Source organism: Janthinobacterium sp. PSPC1-1 (assembly GCF_049897625.1).
GTDB classification, from domain to species: Bacteria; Pseudomonadota; Gammaproteobacteria; order Burkholderiales; family Burkholderiaceae_D; genus Janthinobacterium; species Janthinobacterium tructae.
This window is the reverse complement of the sequence record NZ_JAFCWP010000003.1, coordinates 461,306-482,599: the sequence shown is the minus strand read 5'-3', so window position 1 is coordinate 482,599 and position 21,294 is coordinate 461,306. Positions and strand designations below refer to the sequence as shown.

General features: G+C 55.5%; 13 protein-coding genes. All 13 read left to right on the top strand.

What is annotated here, in order from left to right:
* Positions 1-164 precede the first annotated feature (164 nt).
* Entirely contained in the window at positions 165-1,445 is a 1,281-nt protein-coding gene (locus tag ACP7EG_RS13250; protein WP_426087960.1) for a multidrug effflux MFS transporter, read from the top strand.
* 203 nt (positions 1,446-1,648) lie between these two features.
* A complete protein-coding gene (locus ACP7EG_RS13245) occupies positions 1,649-3,802 on the top strand; it encodes an HDOD domain-containing protein (protein WP_426087959.1) in 2,154 nt (717 codons plus the stop codon).
* Between the two features lie 5 nt (positions 3,803-3,807).
* Positions 3,808-6,012 (top strand): EAL domain-containing response regulator, encoded by a 2,205-nt coding sequence (locus ACP7EG_RS13240; protein WP_426087958.1) that lies wholly within the window; start codon positions 3,808-3,810, stop codon positions 6,010-6,012.
* A gap of 3 nt (positions 6,013-6,015) precedes the next feature.
* The gene (locus tag ACP7EG_RS13235) at positions 6,016-7,620 is read left to right on the top strand and encodes an SEL1-like repeat protein (protein WP_426087957.1); all 1,605 of its coding nucleotides are present in this window, start codon (positions 6,016-6,018) and stop codon (positions 7,618-7,620) included.
* Positions 7,621-7,801: 181 nt separating this feature from the next.
* Entirely contained in the window at positions 7,802-8,506 is a 705-nt protein-coding gene (locus ACP7EG_RS13230) for a DUF4197 domain-containing protein (RefSeq protein WP_426087956.1), read from the top strand.
* Positions 8,507-8,863: 357 nt separating this feature from the next.
* Positions 8,864-11,812 (top strand): YjbH domain-containing protein, encoded by a 2,949-nt coding sequence (locus ACP7EG_RS13225; RefSeq protein WP_426087955.1) that lies wholly within the window; start codon positions 8,864-8,866, stop codon positions 11,810-11,812.
* 55 nt (positions 11,813-11,867) lie between these two features.
* Entirely contained in the window at positions 11,868-13,745 is a 1,878-nt protein-coding gene (locus ACP7EG_RS13220; RefSeq protein WP_426087954.1) for an SLBB domain-containing protein, read from the top strand.
* 183 nt (positions 13,746-13,928) lie between these two features.
* A complete protein-coding gene (locus ACP7EG_RS13215) occupies positions 13,929-15,155 on the top strand; it encodes a GumC family protein (protein ID WP_426087953.1) in 1,227 nt (408 codons plus the stop codon).
* 107 nt (positions 15,156-15,262) lie between these two features.
* Entirely contained in the window at positions 15,263-16,402 is a 1,140-nt protein-coding gene (locus ACP7EG_RS13210; protein ID WP_426087952.1) for an acyltransferase family protein, read from the top strand.
* A 43-nt stretch (positions 16,403-16,445) separates the two neighbouring features.
* Positions 16,446-17,213, top strand: coding sequence for a glycosyltransferase family 2 protein (locus ACP7EG_RS13205; protein ID WP_426087951.1), 768 nt, complete (start codon positions 16,446-16,448; stop codon positions 17,211-17,213).
* A gap of 35 nt (positions 17,214-17,248) precedes the next feature.
* Positions 17,249-18,529 (top strand): hypothetical protein, encoded by a 1,281-nt coding sequence (locus ACP7EG_RS13200; RefSeq protein ID WP_426087950.1) that lies wholly within the window; start codon positions 17,249-17,251, stop codon positions 18,527-18,529.
* Between the two features lie 48 nt (positions 18,530-18,577).
* Positions 18,578-19,621 carry an acyltransferase family protein gene (locus tag ACP7EG_RS13195; protein WP_426087949.1) on the top strand — a complete coding sequence of 348 codons (1,044 nt, stop codon included), beginning with the start codon at positions 18,578-18,580 and terminating at the stop codon, positions 19,619-19,621.
* Positions 19,564-20,835 carry a glycosyltransferase family 4 protein gene (locus ACP7EG_RS13190; RefSeq protein ID WP_426087948.1) on the top strand — a complete coding sequence of 424 codons (1,272 nt, stop codon included), beginning with the start codon at positions 19,564-19,566 and terminating at the stop codon, positions 20,833-20,835. Before ACP7EG_RS13195 ends, ACP7EG_RS13190 begins: the two co-directional genes overlap by 58 nt.
* Positions 20,836-21,294 lie beyond the last annotated feature (459 nt).

The following is a 21,294-nucleotide window of genomic DNA, read 5'->3' as shown; positions in this document are numbered from 1 at the left end:
TTGCCACTTGCGGCTTGCGATGCTCACCGTACTTTTGTACGGTTGCGCTTCTCGGCCACAATTGGCGGCCGCTCGCTACGGTTTTCTCAGATGTTTTACGCACTAAAAAATGCAGTATCACGCGCGCGGACCGGAATCGGTCCGCGCGCCACTTTGGACCCGTCATGTTTCCCATCCCTCCGGCAAGTGTGCCGCCCGACCCGGTCACGCCCGTTCCGCCTCCCACCCCGAGCCACATGGCGCCGCTGAGCCGCGGTGCGCTGGCCATGCTGCTGGCCGGCCTGTCGATGCTGGGGCCTTTATCGATCGACACCTATCTGCCCGCCTTTGGCGCGATCCAGGGCTCGCTGCAGGCGTCGCCGCTGGAAGTGCAGCAGTCGCTGACGTTCTACATGCTGGCCTTTGCCGGCATGGTGCTGTGGCATGGCGCGATCTCGGACACCTTTGGGCGGCGCAACGTGGTGCTGGTATCGCTGCTGATGTTTGCCATCGGCTCGCTCGGCTGCGCTTCGGCGCACACGGTGCATTATTTATGGTTCTTCCGCATCCTGCAGGGTGTCTCGGCCGGTGCCGGCGTGGTGATCAGCCGCGCCATCATCCGCGACCTGTATGCCGATGCGGCGGCGGCGCGTTTGCTGTCGCTGGTGACGATGATCTTTTCCATCGCCCCGGCCGTGGCGCCCATCCTCGGCGGCTGGATCGTCATCTGGTTCGACTGGCGCTCGATCTTCCTGTTCCTTGCCTTTTACACGGTGGTGCTGCTGGCGTTCTGCTACTGGCGCCTGCCCGAAACCCTGCCGATGGAAAAGCGCCAGCCGTTCAATCCCCGTTTCCTGGCGTCGAGCTATGGCCAGATCCTGCGCTCGCCCCTGTTCCACATCAAGGCCGGCATCGTCGCCCTCAATTTTGCGGGCCTGTTCCTGTTCATCACGGCCGCGCCGGAAATGCTGCCCAAGCAGCTGGGCCTGGGGCCATCGCAATTCGCCTGGCTGTTCATTCCGTGCGTGAGCGGGATTTTCATGGGCGCCCTGGCGGCCAACCGCATCGCCGGCAAGGTCACGTTCGCGCGCCAGATCGGCATCGGCTTTGCCTTCCTGCTGTGCGCTGCCAGCGTCAACGTCGTGTACCACCTGTTCCTGACACCGTCGCTGCCCTGGTCGGTGCTGCCGCTGTTCTTCTACACCTTCGGCATGTCGCTGGTGGGGCCGGGCGCGACCCTGCTGGCGCTGGATCTGTTCCCGCATATCCGCGGCACGGTGGCCTCGTGCCAGTCGTTTGCCAGCACCTTGCTCGGCGCCGTGGTGGCCGGCGTGATCTCGCCCCTGCTGTCCGGTTCCGTGCTGTGGCTGGCCTCGGGCCAGCTGGCGTTTACGGCCCTGGCGCTGGGGCTGTGGCTGATATCGCGGCGCTTCCGCCACCGTTTGCTGGGTTCCTTCAAGGCATAAGTTTCCACGGCAGAACGCTGGATTTATTTCAACTTAATTTTCTATATTGCAAGTAATATCCGGCGCTTATGATAAGATGACTTTTTACCCGGCATCCTCTCAGGCAGTCTATTTTTGGGTTACAGGAGTGGAGGATTCCTCTGAACGTGGCCGCGCTTTGCTGCTGAGCGCTCTTCCTTTTCGAACCGGCAATGCCTGATACGATGCATCAATCTGATCAAGATATTCGCAATCGCCTGCTGATTGCCCGCCTGCCGGCCATGCCGCAGATTCTCATCAAGCTGATCGCCCATCTGCAGGCCGACGATGCCGGCATGCCGGAGCTGGCCGCCCTGATCGCCAAGGATGCGGGCATGACCAGCAAGATCCTCGGCGTGGCCAACAGCTCGGCCTATCATCGCCAGGGCAAGGTCGTCAGCCTGGAACAATCGCTCGTGTCGCTGGGTACGGACATGATCAAGACCCTGGTCATCAGCGAATCCGTCTTCCAGACCTTCAACAGCTTTCCCCATTCCGGTAGCACGGATTTGCGCGCCTTCTGGAAAAGCTCGCTGTCGGCCGCCGTCCTGGCGCGCGCGCTGGCCAAGGCCATGGCCTATCCGCACGTCGAGGAAGCGTACCTGGCGGGATTGCTGCACAACGTGGGCCGCCTGGCCTTGCTGGCCACGGCGCCGAAGGAATACGCGTTCAATTTCACGGCGCGCGACGATGCCGCCCTGTGCGCGGTGGAGCAGCGCACCCTGCAGATCACGCATGCCGAAGCGGGTGCCTGGCTGATCGAGCGCTGGCAACTCGATTCCTTCCTGGCCGACAGCGTGCTGTATCACCATGAACCGCTGGCGCGCCTGGAGGCCAGTCATCCTTTGATCCGCATCGTGCGCCTGGCACACCTGCTGTGCTGCCATGCCGACGATGCAGAATCGATTGCGCAGGCGGCGCAATTTTGCGCGCTGGAGCTGGAGGTACTGGACAACCTGGCCGGCAGCGTCGCGCGCCAGGTGGAGCAGACGGCGCAGCATCTGGGCATCGACCTGGCCGGCGCGGACGATATCGCCACCCCGCCCGCGTATGCTCCGCCATCCGTCGATCCGGTGCAGCAGCGCCTGTCCGACGAAGTGCGCAACATGGTGCTGGTATCCGAAGTGGGCCAGACCTTTGCCCGGCAGCAGGGCGAGAGCAGCCTTTTGGAGGCCATCACGCGCTCGGCGCGCATCCTGTTCGATTTCGACACCGCCATCGTCCTGCTGCAAAACCCCACCGGCCATGCGCTGGTGGGCGTGGCGGCGGGCGAACATCAGCAGCGCCTGGCCGGCTTCTCGATCCCGCTGGCCAAGGGCGGGCCCCTGGCCGCCGCGGCGCTGGAAGGCAAGCAGGCGTTCTTGAAACGCGACATGCCGGCGCTGGGCATCGTCGAGGAGCAGATGTTCCGCATTCTTGGTACCGATAGCCTGGTCTGCGTGCCTTTGGTGGCGGGCCAGCGCAGCCTTGGGGTGCTGATCGGCGGCGTGGCGGCGTGGCAGATTGCCGCTTGCCAGAAGCGCGAGGGTTTCCTGCGCGCGTATGCCAACCAGGCCGCCACGGCGCTGGAAACGGCCGTCAATGCGCGCGGGCTGGCACGGCGCCAGCTCGATCACGTGACCGAGGAATACCGTGCCGCGTCGCGCCGCGTCGTGCATGAAGTGAATAACCCGCTATCCATCATCAAGAACTATCTGAGCGTGCTCGATCACAAGCTGGAGCAACAAGAGCCGGTCAGCAGCGAGATGGCTATCCTGAACGAAGAGATCGACAGGGTCGGGCAGTTGATCGGCGGCCTGGCCGATTTGCAGCCGGTGGCGGCCAGCGGCGTGACCGATTGCGCGCGCGTGGTCGACGATGTGCTGCGATTGTTCCGCGCCACCGACTTCCTGCCGCCGAAGATCGAGGTGGTCACGCGCATGCAGGACGCGCCATGCGAGGTGGAGGCCGATGCCGACATGCTCAAGCAAATCCTGCTCAACCTGCTGAAAAACGCCGTCGAAGCCCTGCCCGATGGCGGGCGCATCGAAGTGGCGAACCGTGGCCACGTCAACCGCGACCGTCGCCTGTATCTGGAGTTGTGCGTCAGCGATAATGGCGCCGGCCTGGCGCCGGAGGTGCTGGCGAATCTGTTCTCTCCCGTGCGCAGCAACAAGGAAGGGGCGCATCACGGCCTGGGCTTGTCCATCGTGCATGACTTGGTCACGCGCCTGCATGGCGTGATAGGCTGCCGCAGCAGCAAGTCCGGTACCTCGTTTGAAATTTTACTGCCCATTCCCTTGCCGGCGAGCGCTGCAGCCGCGCTGCCCGCGCCCGGCAATACCGCCCTGTCTTCGTAACGTCCATGAACTCCTCCGCCATTCCATCTGACCTGGAAAACAGCCCGCGCATCCTGCTGGTCGATGACGAGCCCCGTTTGCTCGCTTCCCTCCACGAATTGCTGAAGGACCGCGGCTACCAGCTGTACACGGCCACCTGCGGCAGCGAGGCGCTGGCGCAGTTGTCGAAACTGCGCTTCGACCTGATCCTGCTCGACTTGCGCCTGCCCGACATGAGCGGCCATGAAATCATGGACCACATCAACCGGCGCGGCATCGAGGGCGACGTGATCGTCATGAGTGGCGACGTCGGCATCGAGGCGGCCATCGGCGCCCTGAAGCGTGGCGCCTACGATTATCTGCGCAAGCCCTACAGCCGCGAGGAACTGCTCAAGACGGTGGAGAACGCGCTGCAAAAGCGCAAGCTGGCGCTGGAGAACGAGCGCATCGCGCTGCAGCTGGAAAACTCGGAAAAGATGTACCGCTACCTGGTCGACAGCTCGCCCGACATCATCTACACCCTGAACCACGAAGGCCGCATCACCTTCATCAATGATCGGGTGCACCAGTTGCTGGGTTTTAGCCGCGAAGAGCTGATCGGCAGCCATTATTCGATCCTCGTGCACGATGAAGACCAGGAGCGCGCGCGCTATGCCTTCAACGAGCGCCGCCTCGACGAACGCGCCTCGCGCAATGTGGAATTGCGTCTGAAGTGCCATAGCGGCAGCTGCAGCGACCGTACCTTCAACAACACGCTGATGACGATTCCGCTCAATTCGATCGGCATGCACGGCCTCGATCACGAAGCGAAAAAGCAGGAATACTTCGGCACCTACGGCGTGGCGCGCGACATCACCGACCGCAAACGGGCCGAAGAAGTCATCTCCTACCAGGCCTACCACGACATCCTGACTGACCTGCCGAACCGCATGCTGTTCAAGGACCGCCTGGGCCTGGCCGTGATCCAGGCGCGGCGCAAGCTGACGGAACTGGCCGTGATGTTCATCGACCTGGACCGTTTTAAACTGGTCAACGATACCCTGGGCCACGTGAAGGGCGACGAGTTGCTGCAGCAGGTGGCCCTGCGCCTGAAGGATTGCCTGCGCCGCGGCGATACCCTGGCGCGCCAGGGCGGCGATGAATTCACCATCGTGCTGCCGGAACTGCGCGACCGCCAGGATGCGCGCCTGATCGCCGACAAATTCCTCGAATGCCTGCACCAGCCCTTCGACCTCGATGGCAACCAGGTGCATATTTCGGCCTCCATCGGCATCGCCATCTATCCGGGTGACGGCGAGACCATCGACGAGCTGCTGCGCCATGCCGACATCGCCATGTACCAGGTCAAGGCGCTGGGCAAGAACGGCCACAGTTTTTATCACGAGTCCATGCTCGATGTGTCGCACCAGAAGATCGCGCTTGAGCAGAGCCTGCGCAAGGCACTGGAGCTGAACCAGCTGGAGATGTATTACCAGCCGCAGGTGGACGTGATGACGGGCCGCATCGTTGGCGCCGAAGGGCTAATGCGCTGGAACCATCCGCAGCGGGGCTTGCTGACGGCAGGTGAATTCCTGCCGTTCGCCGAGGAAAACGGCTTGATGCTGCCGATCTCGGACTGGATGCTGGGTGCCCTGTGCCGCGACCTGGTGCAGTGGAACGCGGCCGGCGGCGAAGCCGTGCGCCTGTCGTTGAATTTGTCGCCGCAATACCTGGACCGGGGCGATTTTTTCGAAAAGATGCGCGGCGCGCTGACGCGCTACGGTATCGCGCCGGAAAAGATCGAAGTGGAAATCACGGAAAACATCTGCATCCGCAATCCGCAATATGCGATCGAGCAGTTGAACAAACTGTGCCAGCTGGGCGTGTCCGTCGCCATCGACGATTTCGGCACCGGCTATTCCTCGCTGTCGTACCTGCACCGCTTCCCCATCCACACCATCAAGATCGACCAGTCGTTTGTGAAGGAAATCCACGACGAGCACGGACACTATCCCGTGATCCTGGCCATCATCTCAATTGCGCGCGGCCTGGGCCTGCACCTGATCGCCGAAGGCGTGGAAACGGAAGGCCAGGCGCGCTATCTGCAGGACAAGGGTTGCACCACGATGCAGGGCTATCTGTACCACCGGCCCATTTCGCTGGGCAGCTTCATCGGCGTGCTGCAGGAGCAGAACCGCCTGATCGTCGATGCCGCCCCCGCGCTGTCGCAGACGCTGGCCATCGAGGCCTGAGCCATGCCGCCTGCCGCTCCCCGCTCCACGGCCGCGCATTCCACGGCTGCGCATTCCACAGCTGCGCATTACACAGCCGATTACCTGCGCCTGAAAGGGCAGGCCGAGAAGGGCAATGCGAATGCCCAGCACAGCCTGGGCTTCATGTATTTCAACGGCCAGGGTATCGAGCAAAGCTATGCGCTGGCGCTGCACTGGTATGGCCTGGCTGCCGCGCAGGGACTCGAGCACGCCCAATACAACCTGGGTGTCATGTGCCAGAAGGGACAGGGCGTGGCGCAGGATTTCGTGCAGGCCGCGCACTGGTACCAGAAGGCGGCCGAGCAGGGTTACGCGGCGGCGCAGTACAACCTGGGCTGGCTGTATGCCAAGGGCCAGGGACTGGCGCAAGATAGCGGGCAAGCCATGCTGTGGTTCAGCCGCGCGGCCGAGCAGGGCGACGCGGGCGCGCAAAACAATCTGGGCATGATGTATGACAATGGCAAGGGCGTGCCGCAGGATTTCGTGCAAGCCATCAATTGGTATCGCAAGGCGGCAGAACAGGGCTATGCGCGCGCCCAGTTCAACCTGGGCCTGCGCTACGACAATGGCCAGGGCGTGCGGCAGGACCGCCAGCAGGCGACCGCCTGGATGCGCAAGGCGGCCGAGCAGGGCTATGCGCCGGCCCAGTTCAACCTGGCGCTGCGCTATGAAAACGGCGACGTGCTGCCGCAGGACAGCAGGCAGGCGATCAGCTGGTACCGGCGCGCGGCCGAGCAGGGCCACGCCAGTTCGCAGTTCAACCTGGGCCTGATCTACGACAATGGCCAGGGCGTGCCCTGCGATAAACAGGCGGCGCTGGCGTGGTACGTGAAGGCGGCAGGGCAGGGCCACGCGGCGGCCCAGCACAACCTGGGCCTGCACCATGAACATGGCGCGCAGGACTATACCCGCGCGCAGGTGTTCTACCGCCAGGCGGCCGGGCAGGGTTTTCCCGCCGCGCAGTATCAGCTGGGACTCCTGCATGAGCATGGACAGGGCGTGCCTGCCGATGCGCAGGAAGCCATTTTCTGGTACCGCAAGGCGGCCGACCAGGGACATGTGCGGGCGCAATTCGACCTGGGCCTGCGCTATGAACATGGCCAGGGCGTACCGCAGGATCTGTCGCTGGCGCTGGAGTGGTACCGCCGCGCCGCCGAGCAGGATTACGCGCCGGCGCAATACATGCAGGGCGTCTTGCACGACCGCGATGATGGCCCGGCGCCAGACAGCCAGCTGGCCTGTGCCTGCTATTGCCGCGCCGCCGCGCAGGGCCACAGCCTGGCCCAGTTTGCGCTGGGCCTGCGGCACGACAATGGCCAGGATGTGCCGCAGGATTATGCTGCCGCCTGGGACTGGTATGCGCTGGCCGCGCGCCAGGGCCATGCACGGGCGCAAATGAATCTGGGCTTGATGGCGGCCAGCGGCCAGGGTGGCCCGCTCGATTTGCAGCAGGCGTATATCTGGCTGTCGATGGCCGTGGCGGCCGGCGTGGCCGGTGCGGAAAAATCCTTGCGCCAGACAGCGGCGCGCATGCGCGAGACAGATCTGGCGCGGGTGCGCGAACATCTGGCAGCGATAGCAGGCTGAGCTGCGCCGCAGGCGTTAGCGTGCGCGGATACAACAGCAGGTGCTGTATAGTCCTTTCCCTTCGCCATCTGCGGACCCCCTTGTTTGCCCCGGACACAACAAATTGCTGCAGTATTTGCAGTTTTGATGTGCTAATGTTCCAGAAGAAGGTGGTCTGTATAGTCTTTAGAAAAGGAAAACCATGCGCCTGAACTCTTTCCCTGGCTGGCCGGCCGCTATCCTGTGCGCGCTGGCGCTGCTGTCGTCCGGCGCAGGCGCCGCCAGTCCCCTCGATGCCCTCAGCAACCAGGATGCCAGCAATGGCTTGAAAGCGGCGCTGCAAGCCGGTTCCGCTGCCGCCGTATCGAAACTGGGTGTCGAGAATGGTTTCCTGAACAACGACAAGGTCAAAATCAAGCTGCCCGGCATCCTGGAGCAAGCCCAGCCCTTGCTGAAAATGACGGGCCGCGGCCAGCAACTGGACGATCTGGTGGTGGCGATGAACCGTGCCGCCGAATCGGCCGTGCCCATGGCCAAGCCCTTGCTGCTCGATGCGGTCAAGTCGATGAGCGTGACCGATGCAAAGAATATCCTGTCCGGTGGCGATACTTCTGTCACGGATTTCTTTCGCCAGAAGACCTCGGCGCCGCTGGCCGTCAAATTCCTGCCCATCGTGAAATCCGTGACCGACCGTTCCGGCCTGGCCAGCAAATACAACAGCACCATGAGCCAGATCGGCAAGACGGGACTGGTGCCGCAGCAACAATCGACGGTGGAAGGCTATGTCACGGACCGGGCGCTTGACGGGCTGTATCTGATGATAGGCGAGGAAGAGAAAGCCATCCGCAGTAATCCGCTCGCGTATGGCAGCAAGATTATCGGCAAGGTATTTGGCAGTTTGAAGTGAGTATAGAAGCGTGCTGCGAAGCCGCAGGCGGCGTTTGCGCCGCACCGACAGGTGTAGCGCAAGGGAAACAAGTTAAGCATTTGCTACAAGAAAATAATGTTAAAATTCCGCGACATACATTCCTGGGGCATGCTTAAGCAACGCTCAACTGCCCGGAAGTGCCGAGTTTAGTGGCGAACTGATGCGTGGTATTGCGAGATGCCCGTCGGTTGGCCTTTTTTCGTTTTATTCACGTCCCCAAAGCTCATTGATTTTCTGAAGACATCGTCAGGAATTCCAGGTGCAGGATATTTTAGGTAGCCGGATTTGTTAAGCGTACTCAGAAAATCAATTAAATATACCTGGTGTGGCTGCTTGGTGCTTGGCGCGCCTTCGGCGATTGCCGCGACGCCGAATCATGGTGGTCAATCCGGGTATATCAATATGCCCAGCGCCGTGGTGGAAACGGACGGCACTTTCAGTGTAGGGTATAGCTACGATAGCCCGTACGGTCAGTTGTGGGTCACGTCGGATATCCTGCCTTTCCTGCAAATGACGGGACGTTATGTGTCGATCACGGGCATACCTGGTTTTACCAACGTGCCCGGTGAGTACGGCAGTGGCTATGGCCGCTACAAGGATAAAGTCGTCGATGGCAAATTGCGCCTGTGGACGGAAACAGAGTGGATGCCATCGGTCGCCGTCGGCATGACGGATTTGTTCGGCACCGAGCTGTTCAAGGGGCAATATGTGGTTGCCACCAAGACTTTTGGCGCCAGCAAGAATATCGAAGCGAGCCTGGGCTATGCGCATAAACGCCCGGACGGCGTGTTTGCCGGCGCGCGCTGGACCCCGGCCGCGCTGCCGCGCTGGTCGGTGGTGGCTGAGTACGATACCACCAATTATCTGCGCGACTTCCGCGCCAGCGAAACGACTGCCGGCAAGCGCCGCAAGGGCGCCTCCGTGGGCCTGGAGTACCGCTGGGGCTGGCTTGCCCTGCAAGCGGCACGCAGCCGCGACCAGTTCAGCCTGAACGCCTATGTCAGCATTCCGTTTGGCGAGCGCGAGTTCGTTCCCAAGGTGTATGAGCCAGCGTATTTCGTCGACGACAAGAATCCACCGCCGCTGCCGAGCAAGGAAGAATGGCACCGCGACGCCGTGTACGGCGCCGACCTGGTGAAGGCACTGGTGAAGCAGGACTACAAGAATATCCGTGTCGAGCAGGAGGGCAATACCCTCAGCCTGAGCCTGACCAACAGCCGTATTTCGAACATGGGCCGGGCCGTTGGCCGCGCCGCGCGCACTGCCGTCGCCTTCACGCCGAAGGGCGTGACGACCCTGCGCATCACGTACACCAAGCTGGACCAGCCGATCGCCACCTACGAATTCTTTGATTTGCCAAAACTGAACGACTATTTGGCAGGCAAGATCGACCGCAAGGCCTTCCTCGACGTCGTGCTGCTGCGCTATCCGGAGAAAAGCGATGTCATCCGGGATGATCAGCAAAGCTGGCTGAAAGAATTCCTCGACACGCCGGCGCCCGTCGTGGCTGCTGCACCGGTACCGGCTGCGGCACCTGCCAGCGCATCGGCTCTGGCCATTGCGCCCACAGCGCCAGTCCTTGCGCCGGCAGCGCCCGCAGCCGTCAAGGCAGCCGATGTCCTCAAGGACGATGGCAAGCTGGCCGTCGGTGTCGGCGTCGATGGCGACGTGGTGCAGATCAAATCGCTGGACCGGGAAGCGAACCGTTTCAAAATCGCTCCCAAGGTGGGCTTCTTCTTCAATGATCCGAGCGGCGCCTTCCGTTATTCGATTTCGGCCGTGGCCAACTATGATCGCCGCTTGGGCGATGGCCTGTACCTGAATAGCGCCGCCAGCCTGCAGTTGCTGGAAACGGTATCGGGCGTCAAGCAGCCATCGAACAGCAACTTGCCGCATGTGCGCACGGACGTGGCGGAATATTTGCGCGGCGGACGTTTCTCGTTGAGCCGCGTCTTGCTGAACAAATATGACAATCCCGCCGAGCGCGTGTATACCCGCCTGTCGGCCGGCCTGTATGAAGACATGTTCCGCGGTGTGGGCGGCCAGGTGCTGTACCTGCCGAAAGACAGCCGCTGGGCGGCCGACGTGGCCGTCGATGCCTTGCAGCAGCGTGGCTACAAAGGCTTGCTCGACTCGCTTGACTACAAGACGGTGACGGCAATCGGCTCCCTGCACTACCGCTTGCCGCACGACATTACCGTCACGGCGCGCGCCGGCCGCTTCCTGGCGAAAGACACGGGCGTGCGCGTGGAATTCAAGCGCCGCTTCCAGTCCGGCATTGAAGTGGGCGCCTGGTACACGCATACGAACGGCAACGATATCACCAGTCCTGGCACGCCATCGAAGCCATACCAGGACCGTGGCATCTTCCTGTCCGTGCCCTTGAACAGCATGTTGCCGATGGACACGCAGTCGACGGCCGGCTTCGCCCTCGCCCCATGGACGCGCGACGTGGGGCAGATGGTGGCCTCGCCGGGCGACCTGTACGACATGTTCGAGCGTCCGCGCGCCGACATGCACAGCTACGATGGCCTGGGTAACTTTGCCGAGCGCCCGGACGAACAGCGCCTGCCTGCCGTCAATCCGCCAGACCGGCCGTTTGTCAGCCCATGGCCCGCCATGCGCGCGCGCCTGGAGCAATCCGCATCTGCTACGCCGAGCGCCCCTGAATGGCTCAAGGCGACGGCGGTGGTCGGCGGCGTGGTGCTGGCATCAGCCCTCAGCGACAAACCCGTCGACCGTTTCGTCAAGAAACATCAAGATTCCAAGGTGTACCGCAACTGGGACAAGCTGGGCAAGGCCATGCCATACGCGGCAGTGGGAGCGGCGGCGGCCGCCTTCGCCCTGGGCGATGAGCGCATGCAAAATACGGGACTCATTTCCCTGCAATCGATTGCCGCGGCAACGGGCGTGGCGGTGGCCGGCAAATATGCGTTTGGCCGCGCCCGTCCGGAGGAAGACCTCGGAGCGTGGAGCCGTGTCGGCAGCGGCAGTTCCCGTTCGAATTCATCCTTCCCTTCCGCGCATGCCGCCATCGGCTTTGCCGCCGTGACGCCGTTTGCCAAGGAATACGATGCGCCATGGCTGTACAGCGTGGCTGCCGTGGGTTCAGCTGGCCGCGTATTTGGCCGCAAGCACTGGGTGTCCGACACGGTCGCCGGCGGCATCGTCGGCTACGCGATGGGCAGCTGGCTGTGGCACGCGCAGCGCGACCAGAGCAAATCGGGTTTGTCGATCAACCCCGGCCCGAAGGAAATTAGCGTGACCTGGCAAACCAAATACTAAGCGAGCAATAGAGCTGCTTACCTATAAAACATTATTCATTCAGACAAAGACCAGCATGAAAAAGCCATTTCGCCTTTCCCCTCCACACGTGAAACAGATGATCCTGACGGCTTGCCTGCTGGGCGCAAGTTCATCGTTCGCCGTCGCACAAGAACTCAATATTGGTGACCTTAAGGCACAGTCGTCTGATTCAGGCAGCTTGCCCGCCATTCGCAGCCGCGGCGAACAGCGCCAGGCGCAGAACCCGCCCGCCAGCCGTCCGGCCAAGCGTGCCGCCGCCGAAGTGGGACCATTCCAAGCCTATGCGGCAGGCGTCACAGGACAAAACCTGGCCATTTATGGCAAGGACCTGTTCAGCGACGTGCCGTCCACCTTCGCGCCGTTTGATGCAGCCCAGGTCAATCAAGATTATGTCATCGGCACGGGCGACGAGCTGCAGGTGCGCGGTTGGGGCATGGTCGATATTGACGTCAGCGCCACGGTCGACCGCAGCGGCGCGATCTTCATTCCCCGCGTCGGCTCCGTCAAGGTCAGCGGCGTGCAGTACAAGGATCTGCAGGGCTACCTGAAGAAAGCCGTCGGCAAGATTTACAACAACTTTGAATTGACGGCCAGTATTGCCCAGACGCGCGCCGTGCAAGTGTATGTGGTTGGCCACGCGGTGCGTCCCGGCACCTATACCCTGAGCGCCATGAGCACGTTGTTGAACGCCCTGTTCACCTCGGGTGGCCCGGACGCCACGGGTAGCATGCGCAACATCCAATTGAAGCGTGGCGCGCAAACCGTCAGCACCTTCGACTTGTACGACATGCTGGCCAAAGGCGACAAGAGCAGCGACATGACCCTGCGCGACGGCGACGTGATTTACATTCCGGAAGTCGGTCCCCTGGTGGCCTTGACGGGCAATGTGAAGCAGCCCGCCATTTTCGAATTGAAAGGCAATGCCAGCCTGGCCGATGTATTGACCTGGGCCGGCGGCTTCGATTCTGCAGCAGAAACGAAGCAGGTGATCGTTGAAAAGAACGTCGACAATCAATACAAGACGGTGGTGGAACTGATCGCCGACAAAACCGTCACCAGCACCCAGCTGGCGAGTATCCCCGTAAAACCGACCGATGTGCTGCGCGTGTTTGCGCCGGGCGCCGTGCCGGTGCAGGCCCAGATCCAGAATGAATACGTGCGTGTGGCCGGCGAAGCCAAACAAAGCGGCATCTTTCTGCTGAAGAAAGGCGAAACGTTGCGCGAGTTGATCGCCCGCGTGGGAGGTCCGAATGAAAACGGCTATCTGTACGCCACCCAGTTGAATCGCGATTCGGTACGGCGTGCCCAGCAAGCCAAGTTGAATGAAGTGGCGGACCGTTTCGAGCGCGATCTGGAGTCGAATGCCACCCAGCGCATGGGCGCCTCTGCCGATCAGGCTAACGCGGCTAAACTGGCTGCAGAAATTGAGCAACAGCGTCGCATCGTGCAAAAACTGCGTGGTATCAAGGCGGAAGGCCGCATCGTGCTCGATTTGCCAGGAGTTGAGACGCAAATCAAGAATTTACCCGACTTGCCCTTGCAGGATGGCGATACCATCATGATCCCGCGCCGCCCGGGCACGGTGGATGTGCTTGGCTCGGTATTCCAGCAAAACGCCTTTGTCTACCGCCCACAGCGCACAGTGAACGATTATGTCCAGCAAGCCGGTGGTCTGACCATCACTGCGGATAAATCCGAAATGTATGTGATACGCGCGGACGGTACGGCGCAGAGTGGCCAAAGTACGGGCTGGTTCAGCGGCATTGGCGGCACGGCATTGAATCCAGGTGATACCGTGGTGGTGCCGGAGAAAATTGACCGCAGCACGTTTATGCAGAGTTTGAAGGAATGGACATCGATCTTTTACCAGTTTGGTTTGGGTGCGGCTGGTTTGAAAGTGTTGAAGGATTAATTTCCTGAATATATGAAAAACATAGGATAAAACCTTCCGCGCGTCGGTACAGGTGCCTGCGATGCTTGCTGTCCATCCGGTACAGCTGCGCTTCGCGGCCACCTCACCGCTTTGCCTGCCAGGTTTTTGTCAGGTGTTGTGAATCGTAAAGTTATAGTTTCAATTACAGGCATGGATAAAACAATGGAAGATAAGGCGGTACGCCCCGGTGTTCTGGCAGACGGTAACACGACACTCAAGCATGACGATGAGGAAGTGAATTCATTAGACTTGTTAACGATCATTGCACGAAAAAAATTCTATATCGTCGGCATACCACTACTGGCCGGTATCATCGCTGGCGGACTGTCTTTGCTGATGCCGAACATTTATACAGGTACGGCATCAGTATTGCCGCCGCAGCAATCGCAATCGGGCTCCTCTGCAATTCTGGGACAGTTGGGTGCGCTAGGCGGCATGTCGGGTAGTGCGTTAGGGCTGAAAAACCCAAGTGACTTGTATATTGGCATGCTCAATAGCCGGACTGTCGCTGATAGCATCATTGAACGCTTCAAGTTGCAGTCAGTGTATGACACCAAAACGCTGACCGATACCCGTCTGACACTGTCCAGTTCCAGCACCATCGGTTCTGGCAAAGAAGGCATCATTGTCATTGATGTCAAGGACAAGGACCCGAAGCGCGCTGCGGCGCTGGCCAACGGCTACGTGGAAGAGCTACAAAGATTGACGCAGACACTGGCGATAACGGAAGCTTCGCGGCGACGCCTTTTTTTTGAAAAACAATTGCTGCAGTCCAAGCAGTTGTTGGTCGATGCCGAGGTGAGTCTGAAGGTCATGCAAGAGAAGTCGGGCTTGATTCAACTGAATGGCCAGGCTGAAGCGTTGATCAAATCGTCTGCCGACTTGCGTGCGCAAATTGCGTCCAAGGAAGTCGCTTTGAGTGCCATGCAGACATTCGCGACGGGCTCAAATCCGGAATACATGCGAGCGCGGCAAGAACTGGTGGGCTTGCGCGAGCAGTTGAAGAAGATGGAGTCCGGCTTGAATCAAGGCAGCGGCGATCTGTTGGTTGGTTCGGGACGCATACCTGAAGCCGGACTGGAATATGTGCGTCGCGTTCGCGATGTGAAATATGCGGAAACGATATTTGAATTGATGTCAAAGCAGTTCGAGATTGCAAAACTTGATGAAGCCAAAGATAGTTCGATTATCCAGGTGCTCGATGTTGCGATCGTACCGGACAAGAAATCCAAACCTAATCGCGGCGTGATCGTCGTCAGTACTATCCTGTTTGTTGGGATTTTGACGATGTTCTGGATACTTGCCAGCGAGTTTTTACGAAAAATGAAAGAAAATCCGGCACAGTTAAGGCGTTTGAAAAAACTGTCTGACAGCCTGAAATCGTCATAAGACCATCTGGCAACAATTCGTCAATAAAACTTACCGCAGGAAATCTGCGATAAGTTTTTATATTGTGATAAATCAATATGCAACACTATTTAACAGAGCATGCCTGAATGAGTATTTCCGTTCAACGACTTGACTACATGAATGTAGCGCGTGGCTGCGCCATTCTGATGGTTATTTTTGTGCACACTGCGCAAGCGGTTCCGGGTTTGAGTTTTTTTGCATCTGCTATTGCTCAATATGGTCAGTTTGGTGTGCAGCTGTTTTTCGTAGCTTCCGCATATACGCTTTGTCTTTCATTCGAAAACCGTTCGAACGAAAGTAAGCCGATATTCTATTTTTATATCAGACGATTTTTTAGAATCGCGCCTCTGTACTATGTTGCGATTGTGGTTTACTTCCTATTTTTTACACTTAAGAAGTTTTACTTAGAGGGAAGCGTCTCGTCATTTTATCCGTACTCCATCTCTAATGTCTTGGCCAATATTTTTTTAATACATGGATTCATACCTTCCGCCAATAATAACATCGTGCCTGGAGGTTGGTCGATCGGGACGGAGATGGCATTTTATCTTATTTTCCCGTTTCTGTTCTCCTTTCTAAAAAATGGTGCTGTCAACCATGTGAAAAAAGTCAGTATTGCTATCATCATGGTATTTTTGATTAATTTGGTTTTTCAGTCACTGGCGGTTGAATATTCATCTCTTGGTCTGGATAGTTCAGATTTTCTCTATTTTAATATTGTCAATCAATTTCCCGTTTTCCTTTTGGGTATATTAATTTATTTTTTTACCAAGGAAGGACAGGGTAAGCGATCGCGGATTCCTAGTCTCTATCTGATTATACTGGGAATGCTTTTCTCTCTAGTTGCCGTATATAGTCTAAATTCCGGCATGGTGCTGATGCGCGCCGTCATACCAACCATATCAGGCGTGTTTTTCTTTTTCTTTGTATTATTTTTGATGAAAATAAACGCCGGAAATATTTTCTTGTCCAAGGTCGGAGTTTATTCTTTCTCTATGTATGTTTTTCATTTTATTTTTGCTTGGGGCGTGGTGCCACCGCTTGCGAAACAGTTAAATAGAGTAATTAATCCAGATGCGACACTACTATTTTCTTTTGCGATAGTGGTTTGCCTGACCTATCTGCTTGCCTCGATTACGGAAAAACATATAGAAAAAAGGGGCATATTTTTCGGGAAGTATCTGATAGATATGAATAGTCGACGAAATGGCGTGAAAGAAGCCTAATATGTGTTTGCCAAGTTCGTTTCATAATTTCAAGGAAAATTAATTGAGTATTCCAAGCTGTACAGTTGTAATCGCCACATATAATAGCGAGAAAACATTGGAGAAGTGTCTGGTAAGCGTATTTGAGCAAACTTATCATCCGGAAGTCATCATTATTGATGGTGGTTCCACTGATGATACTCAGCTTATTATTGGTAATTTCATCGGTAAGATTGCATATTTTATTTCCGAACCCGATCGCGGTGTTTATGATGCCTGGAACAAAGGTCTTGAGCGTGTGACGGGAGAGTGGGTCACATTCATCGGCTCCGACGACTATTTTTCGGACCCGGATAGCCTTTCCCGTGGCCTCGCGTTTGCTGGAAAGGATGCGAGTCTGGGACTGGTCTATCCACGTATTAATCTGGTTGACGGTGCCGGTAATTTCGTCGAATTGGAAAACTATCCAATCCGGGATATCAGAAGCAGGCTGCGCAAGAAAATGCCGTTCACGCATTGCGGGTCGCTGCACAAGATGTCGACATTTGCGGAGTTGGGGAAATTCAACCCAAATTTCCGCATCGCCGGTGACTATGAGTTCGTGCTCAGATTAAGCAAGGAAAACGCTATCGGATTCTGTGAGCAATATCTGATATCAATGGGAAATGAAGGTTTATCTAGAACGCCGAAAACAAAAATCATCCTGCTTAACGAAATGTTGGCGGCGAGAGAGAAAAACAACATACAAGGCAAACTTCTTTATGATATCTACGTGCACATGAAAATAATTATATTTAAAGTAAGTGCTTTTTTTGAAAAATTCAAGTCGTGAAATTCCCATATTGAAAATGAAGAAAATTTAAGATAATGATGAATTTCAAAGACAAATATTTTCTCTGGCTAAGAACATCTTCGCCTTGGTTTACATATCTGGCGTTTACCTCTTTTTTTGTATACGGGAAATTCTATTATCGATATTTGACCAATGCATTGCCGCTGCATTGGGAACTTTGGTTTAACGATACCATCGTTTCTCTATTTTTCGCATTGTCCGCCTACTTTCTTCACCGCCTGTGGGTCGCAAGCAAGAAGAATGCAGATAGCGATTTGGGAAAAAATGTACACAATAGTAGAATCTTTATTTTTGATGAAGATTTGGAAAAAAAACTAAATTATTTTTTATTTTCTTTGATTGCAATTCTAATATTAATCGGATTTTTATCTGTTGGTAATCCATTTTCCAATCCGCTTGGATTCCGCCAAGCGATTCAGGGCGGTGGTGCCGCCTATTTTTTTCTAACCTTCTTGTTCTTTTTTAAGTTCAAGGGAATAACTTATTTCAACAAAGTTTATCTAAAAAAATCGAATTTTACAGATCATGCCTCGATGCTTGTCATTATTGCATTTTGCTTCACGACGGGCTTCGCTTCTCTGTTTGTTTATTTTTTCATGGCAGGCCTGTTATTTCTGAATATACGTTATTCGGTCAGGATAATTCGTGCATCGACAATTATTGTTTTTGTTGCTCTTCTTGTATTTACTCCTCTTTACACCATCATTCGTGAGCAATTGATGTTTGGTACTGCGGATATTCCGCAGATATATAAGCTGTTTGTGGAAAATATAATGGATGATCCATTAAAGATTATCTATAATCGCTATGATTATTTTGATAACCAGGTATTGGGTTCGTATTTTTCACGTATCTATATGGATATATGGAAAATATTTGATACGCTGCTTCAACCAGTACCTCGTCTTTTCTATGCGGAAAAACCTCCAATTTTTTCCACTTATCTGACTAACCTGACGTATCCGAATTTAAAGACAATTGGCGTCAGCATTAATTTTGGTTACCTGAGTGAATTTGTACTGTATCTAGGTGATTTTGGTCCGGTAATCGGCGGTATGTTCTTCGGCTGGATACTGAGCGTCAGTTACGGTTATTTTTCTAAAGGAACAAAGGACGGCAATGCGGCCGTCATCTATATTCTTGCGATCTATACATATTTTTCAGGATTCATTGTTGGCTATCTTAATGAAGCTCCAATTCAAATGCTAATCATTGCATACATCCTCTTGCGCATGCTGGGCTGGAAAACTTGGGGTCGTGAAGTTGCGAATACACCAGAAGTTAAAATTGGTTGAGTTGACGATATACTTCGTCACCAAAGTTATAGCGCAGATATAATATTCATGATCAAGCAAAAATTTAATTCAATCCAATATCTCAGGGCACTGGCATCATTGATGGTGGTGCACTGCCATTTCTACGAAATAGTACTGGATGACTTTCACTCTTGGTGGGGGGGGATGGGTGTCGACTTGTTTTTTGTTATCAGTGGTTTTGTACTATATCTGTCGACTCGTCACAGTCCGTCACCGAAGCAGTATCTAATCAATCGCGTGTCGCGTGTTGTTCCTACTTACTGGGTAATGACGATTTTTTTGGCTTTTATCCTTGTACTTTCCCCCGGGGTGTTTAAAAGTGCTCAGTTTACGATTCCGCATTTCCTGTTGAGTCTTGCATTTTTTCCACATTGGGCGCCTAATTCAACGACCAGCATTTTCCCGATTTATGCGATCGGCTGGACATTGATGTATGAATGGTTTTTTTATCTTTCCTTCATGTTATTCCTGGCTGTAAAAAAGAATTTGCTACTCAAACTATTTTTGTTTCTTGCATCTTTCGTTGTCGGCGCTAACCTGATCTTGCGGTTCAACCATGATTTTGCACTGATCACGTTCTTTTCCAGTCCGATCATACTGGAGTTTTTCATGGGTGTGGTAATAGCGCATTTGTATATCGAAAACAAGATCCATATCGGCTTGCCGGCGCAGCTGCTGCTGGTATTGAGCGCCGTGCTGATGTTCGTCTTCATGCTGGACTATTACGAGCAGTTTGGCCGCGTTGTCTGTGCCGGTATTCCTGCGGCGATGCTGGTGTTTGCCCTTGCTGGCATGGATATGATGGGACAGATCCGGGAAATCAAGCTGTTTTCGCTGCTGGGAGACTCTTCCTATTCGTTGTACCTGATTCACCCCTTCGTGTATGGCGCATTCCGCCTTGCTTATAATAGGCATTATTTCGAACAAGTTCCCTTGTTTTTCTTGTATTTCTTTTCCCTGCTCGTGGTGATATCGGTCGCGATTATTTTTTACAAGCTGGTGGAAATCCCGCTATGCGCCGCTGTAAAAAGATCGCTGAAAAGAAATTTCGAAGCACAGCCCGCTCATTAATCTGGTCAAGTTTTTTTAATTTATGGAACCCTGTTGTGACTATCTTATTTGTTACCTCAAAAAGCCTGGGTGGCTCCGGTAAATATATTTCCGCGCTGTCCAATGGCATCAAATCCGTTCCCCGCGAGATTGTGTTTTATCCATCTGGCGTGTCGCAGGACAAGGAAGTTGAAAGTGGTTTTGACGACGTGCATCACTTTTCGAAGCGGCCGTCTTTCAATCCGTTGAGCTTGATTAGAAATGTTCTCCAAGTCAGAAGATTATTGCTTACGGGAAAGTACAAGATCGTACACACTCATACCAGCCTTGGCGGTTTCATGGGCAGGTTGGGAGCTTTTTTTTCAGGAACTGATGTCAAGGTCATTCACACCATCCATGCGTATGGCGCCGATGAATTCACGCCCAGCCCGCAGAAGTGGGTATATTGGCTGATCGAAAAGTTTCTCGACCTAGTCACCGATACCTATATCTCGCCGTCCGGATACATGGTCGAGTATGGCAAGCGGATTCATCTGATTAATGCGAAAAAAGCCGTGGTCATTTACAACTCGCTGCCGTTGCGTACGCCTGGAAGCGAAAAAGCGACGCAACGGGAAAATGTACGCAGCCGCTTGGGATTGACGCAGGCAGAAACCGTGTTTTTGTTTTGCGGCCGTCTTGAGCGTCAAAAGGGCGTCGACGTCATGCTAGATGCCGTGGCGGCGGTCAAGTCCGGCAAGCCATTCAAGGTGCTGGTCTGCGGCGATGGTGACTTGCGTGATGAACTGCACCGTCAAGCGGCAACGCTGGGGATCGAGCAGCATATCGTCTGGCTTGGATGGCAGTCCGAGATCGCCGAATTTTATGCCGCAGCCGATGTTTACCTGATGCCTAGCCGCTGGGAATCGTTCGGCCTGGTCTTCCTGGAAGCGATGAATTATCACTTGCCTATCTTGTCGACCAAGACCCAAGCCATTCCGGAGGTGGTTGAGGATGGCGTGTGCGGCCTGCTATCCGATAATGAAAATGCCGGTCAGCTGGCAAAAAATATCGACAGACTACTGGAGGATGTCGCGCTGTGCAAGGAAATGGGGGAGCGTGGAAATGAGCGACTGAACAAATTATTTTCGTTCGAGATTTTTATTCAATCGCACCTTGACGTATATCGAAAAAATGGCGTGCAGCCGGTGAAAGCGCTACAGTTCGAGTCTGGTGCACGCGCGGCGCTGCGTTGAGCTTCGATGCAGCGACTGGCCCATGCAATGTAGTGCAACCGGTGCTGCTGGCGGTGCCGACCTGCTCATCATGACAGCGCCGATGATGTCGATCCCGGCATGCATTTGCATGAATACAACAACAATTGCGGTATAGTGCGCGCCCGCCACTGTTGCACCGGACTTCTGGCTAGCTGATGTGGAAAGATTGTCTTGCGAGTACTTTCGCCGTGCAACGTTTGGCACAGCAGGGGCTTTGCCGGACGGTAGTGCAAGCTATTCTTGAAGCGCCGGACGTGAGGGTACTTGAAATCAACGATATTGAATTGACGAGCATGTAATTATTTTTCTTGCGACGATATTTGTGAACGAAAATTTCGGATAAAATTATATGCTCTGTTAAAAAATTCCAGCGTAGAGAAAATCCGAAGAAAAGTAAAATTGCAATATTATAATTTTATCTCGCCAAAATTTGAAAAG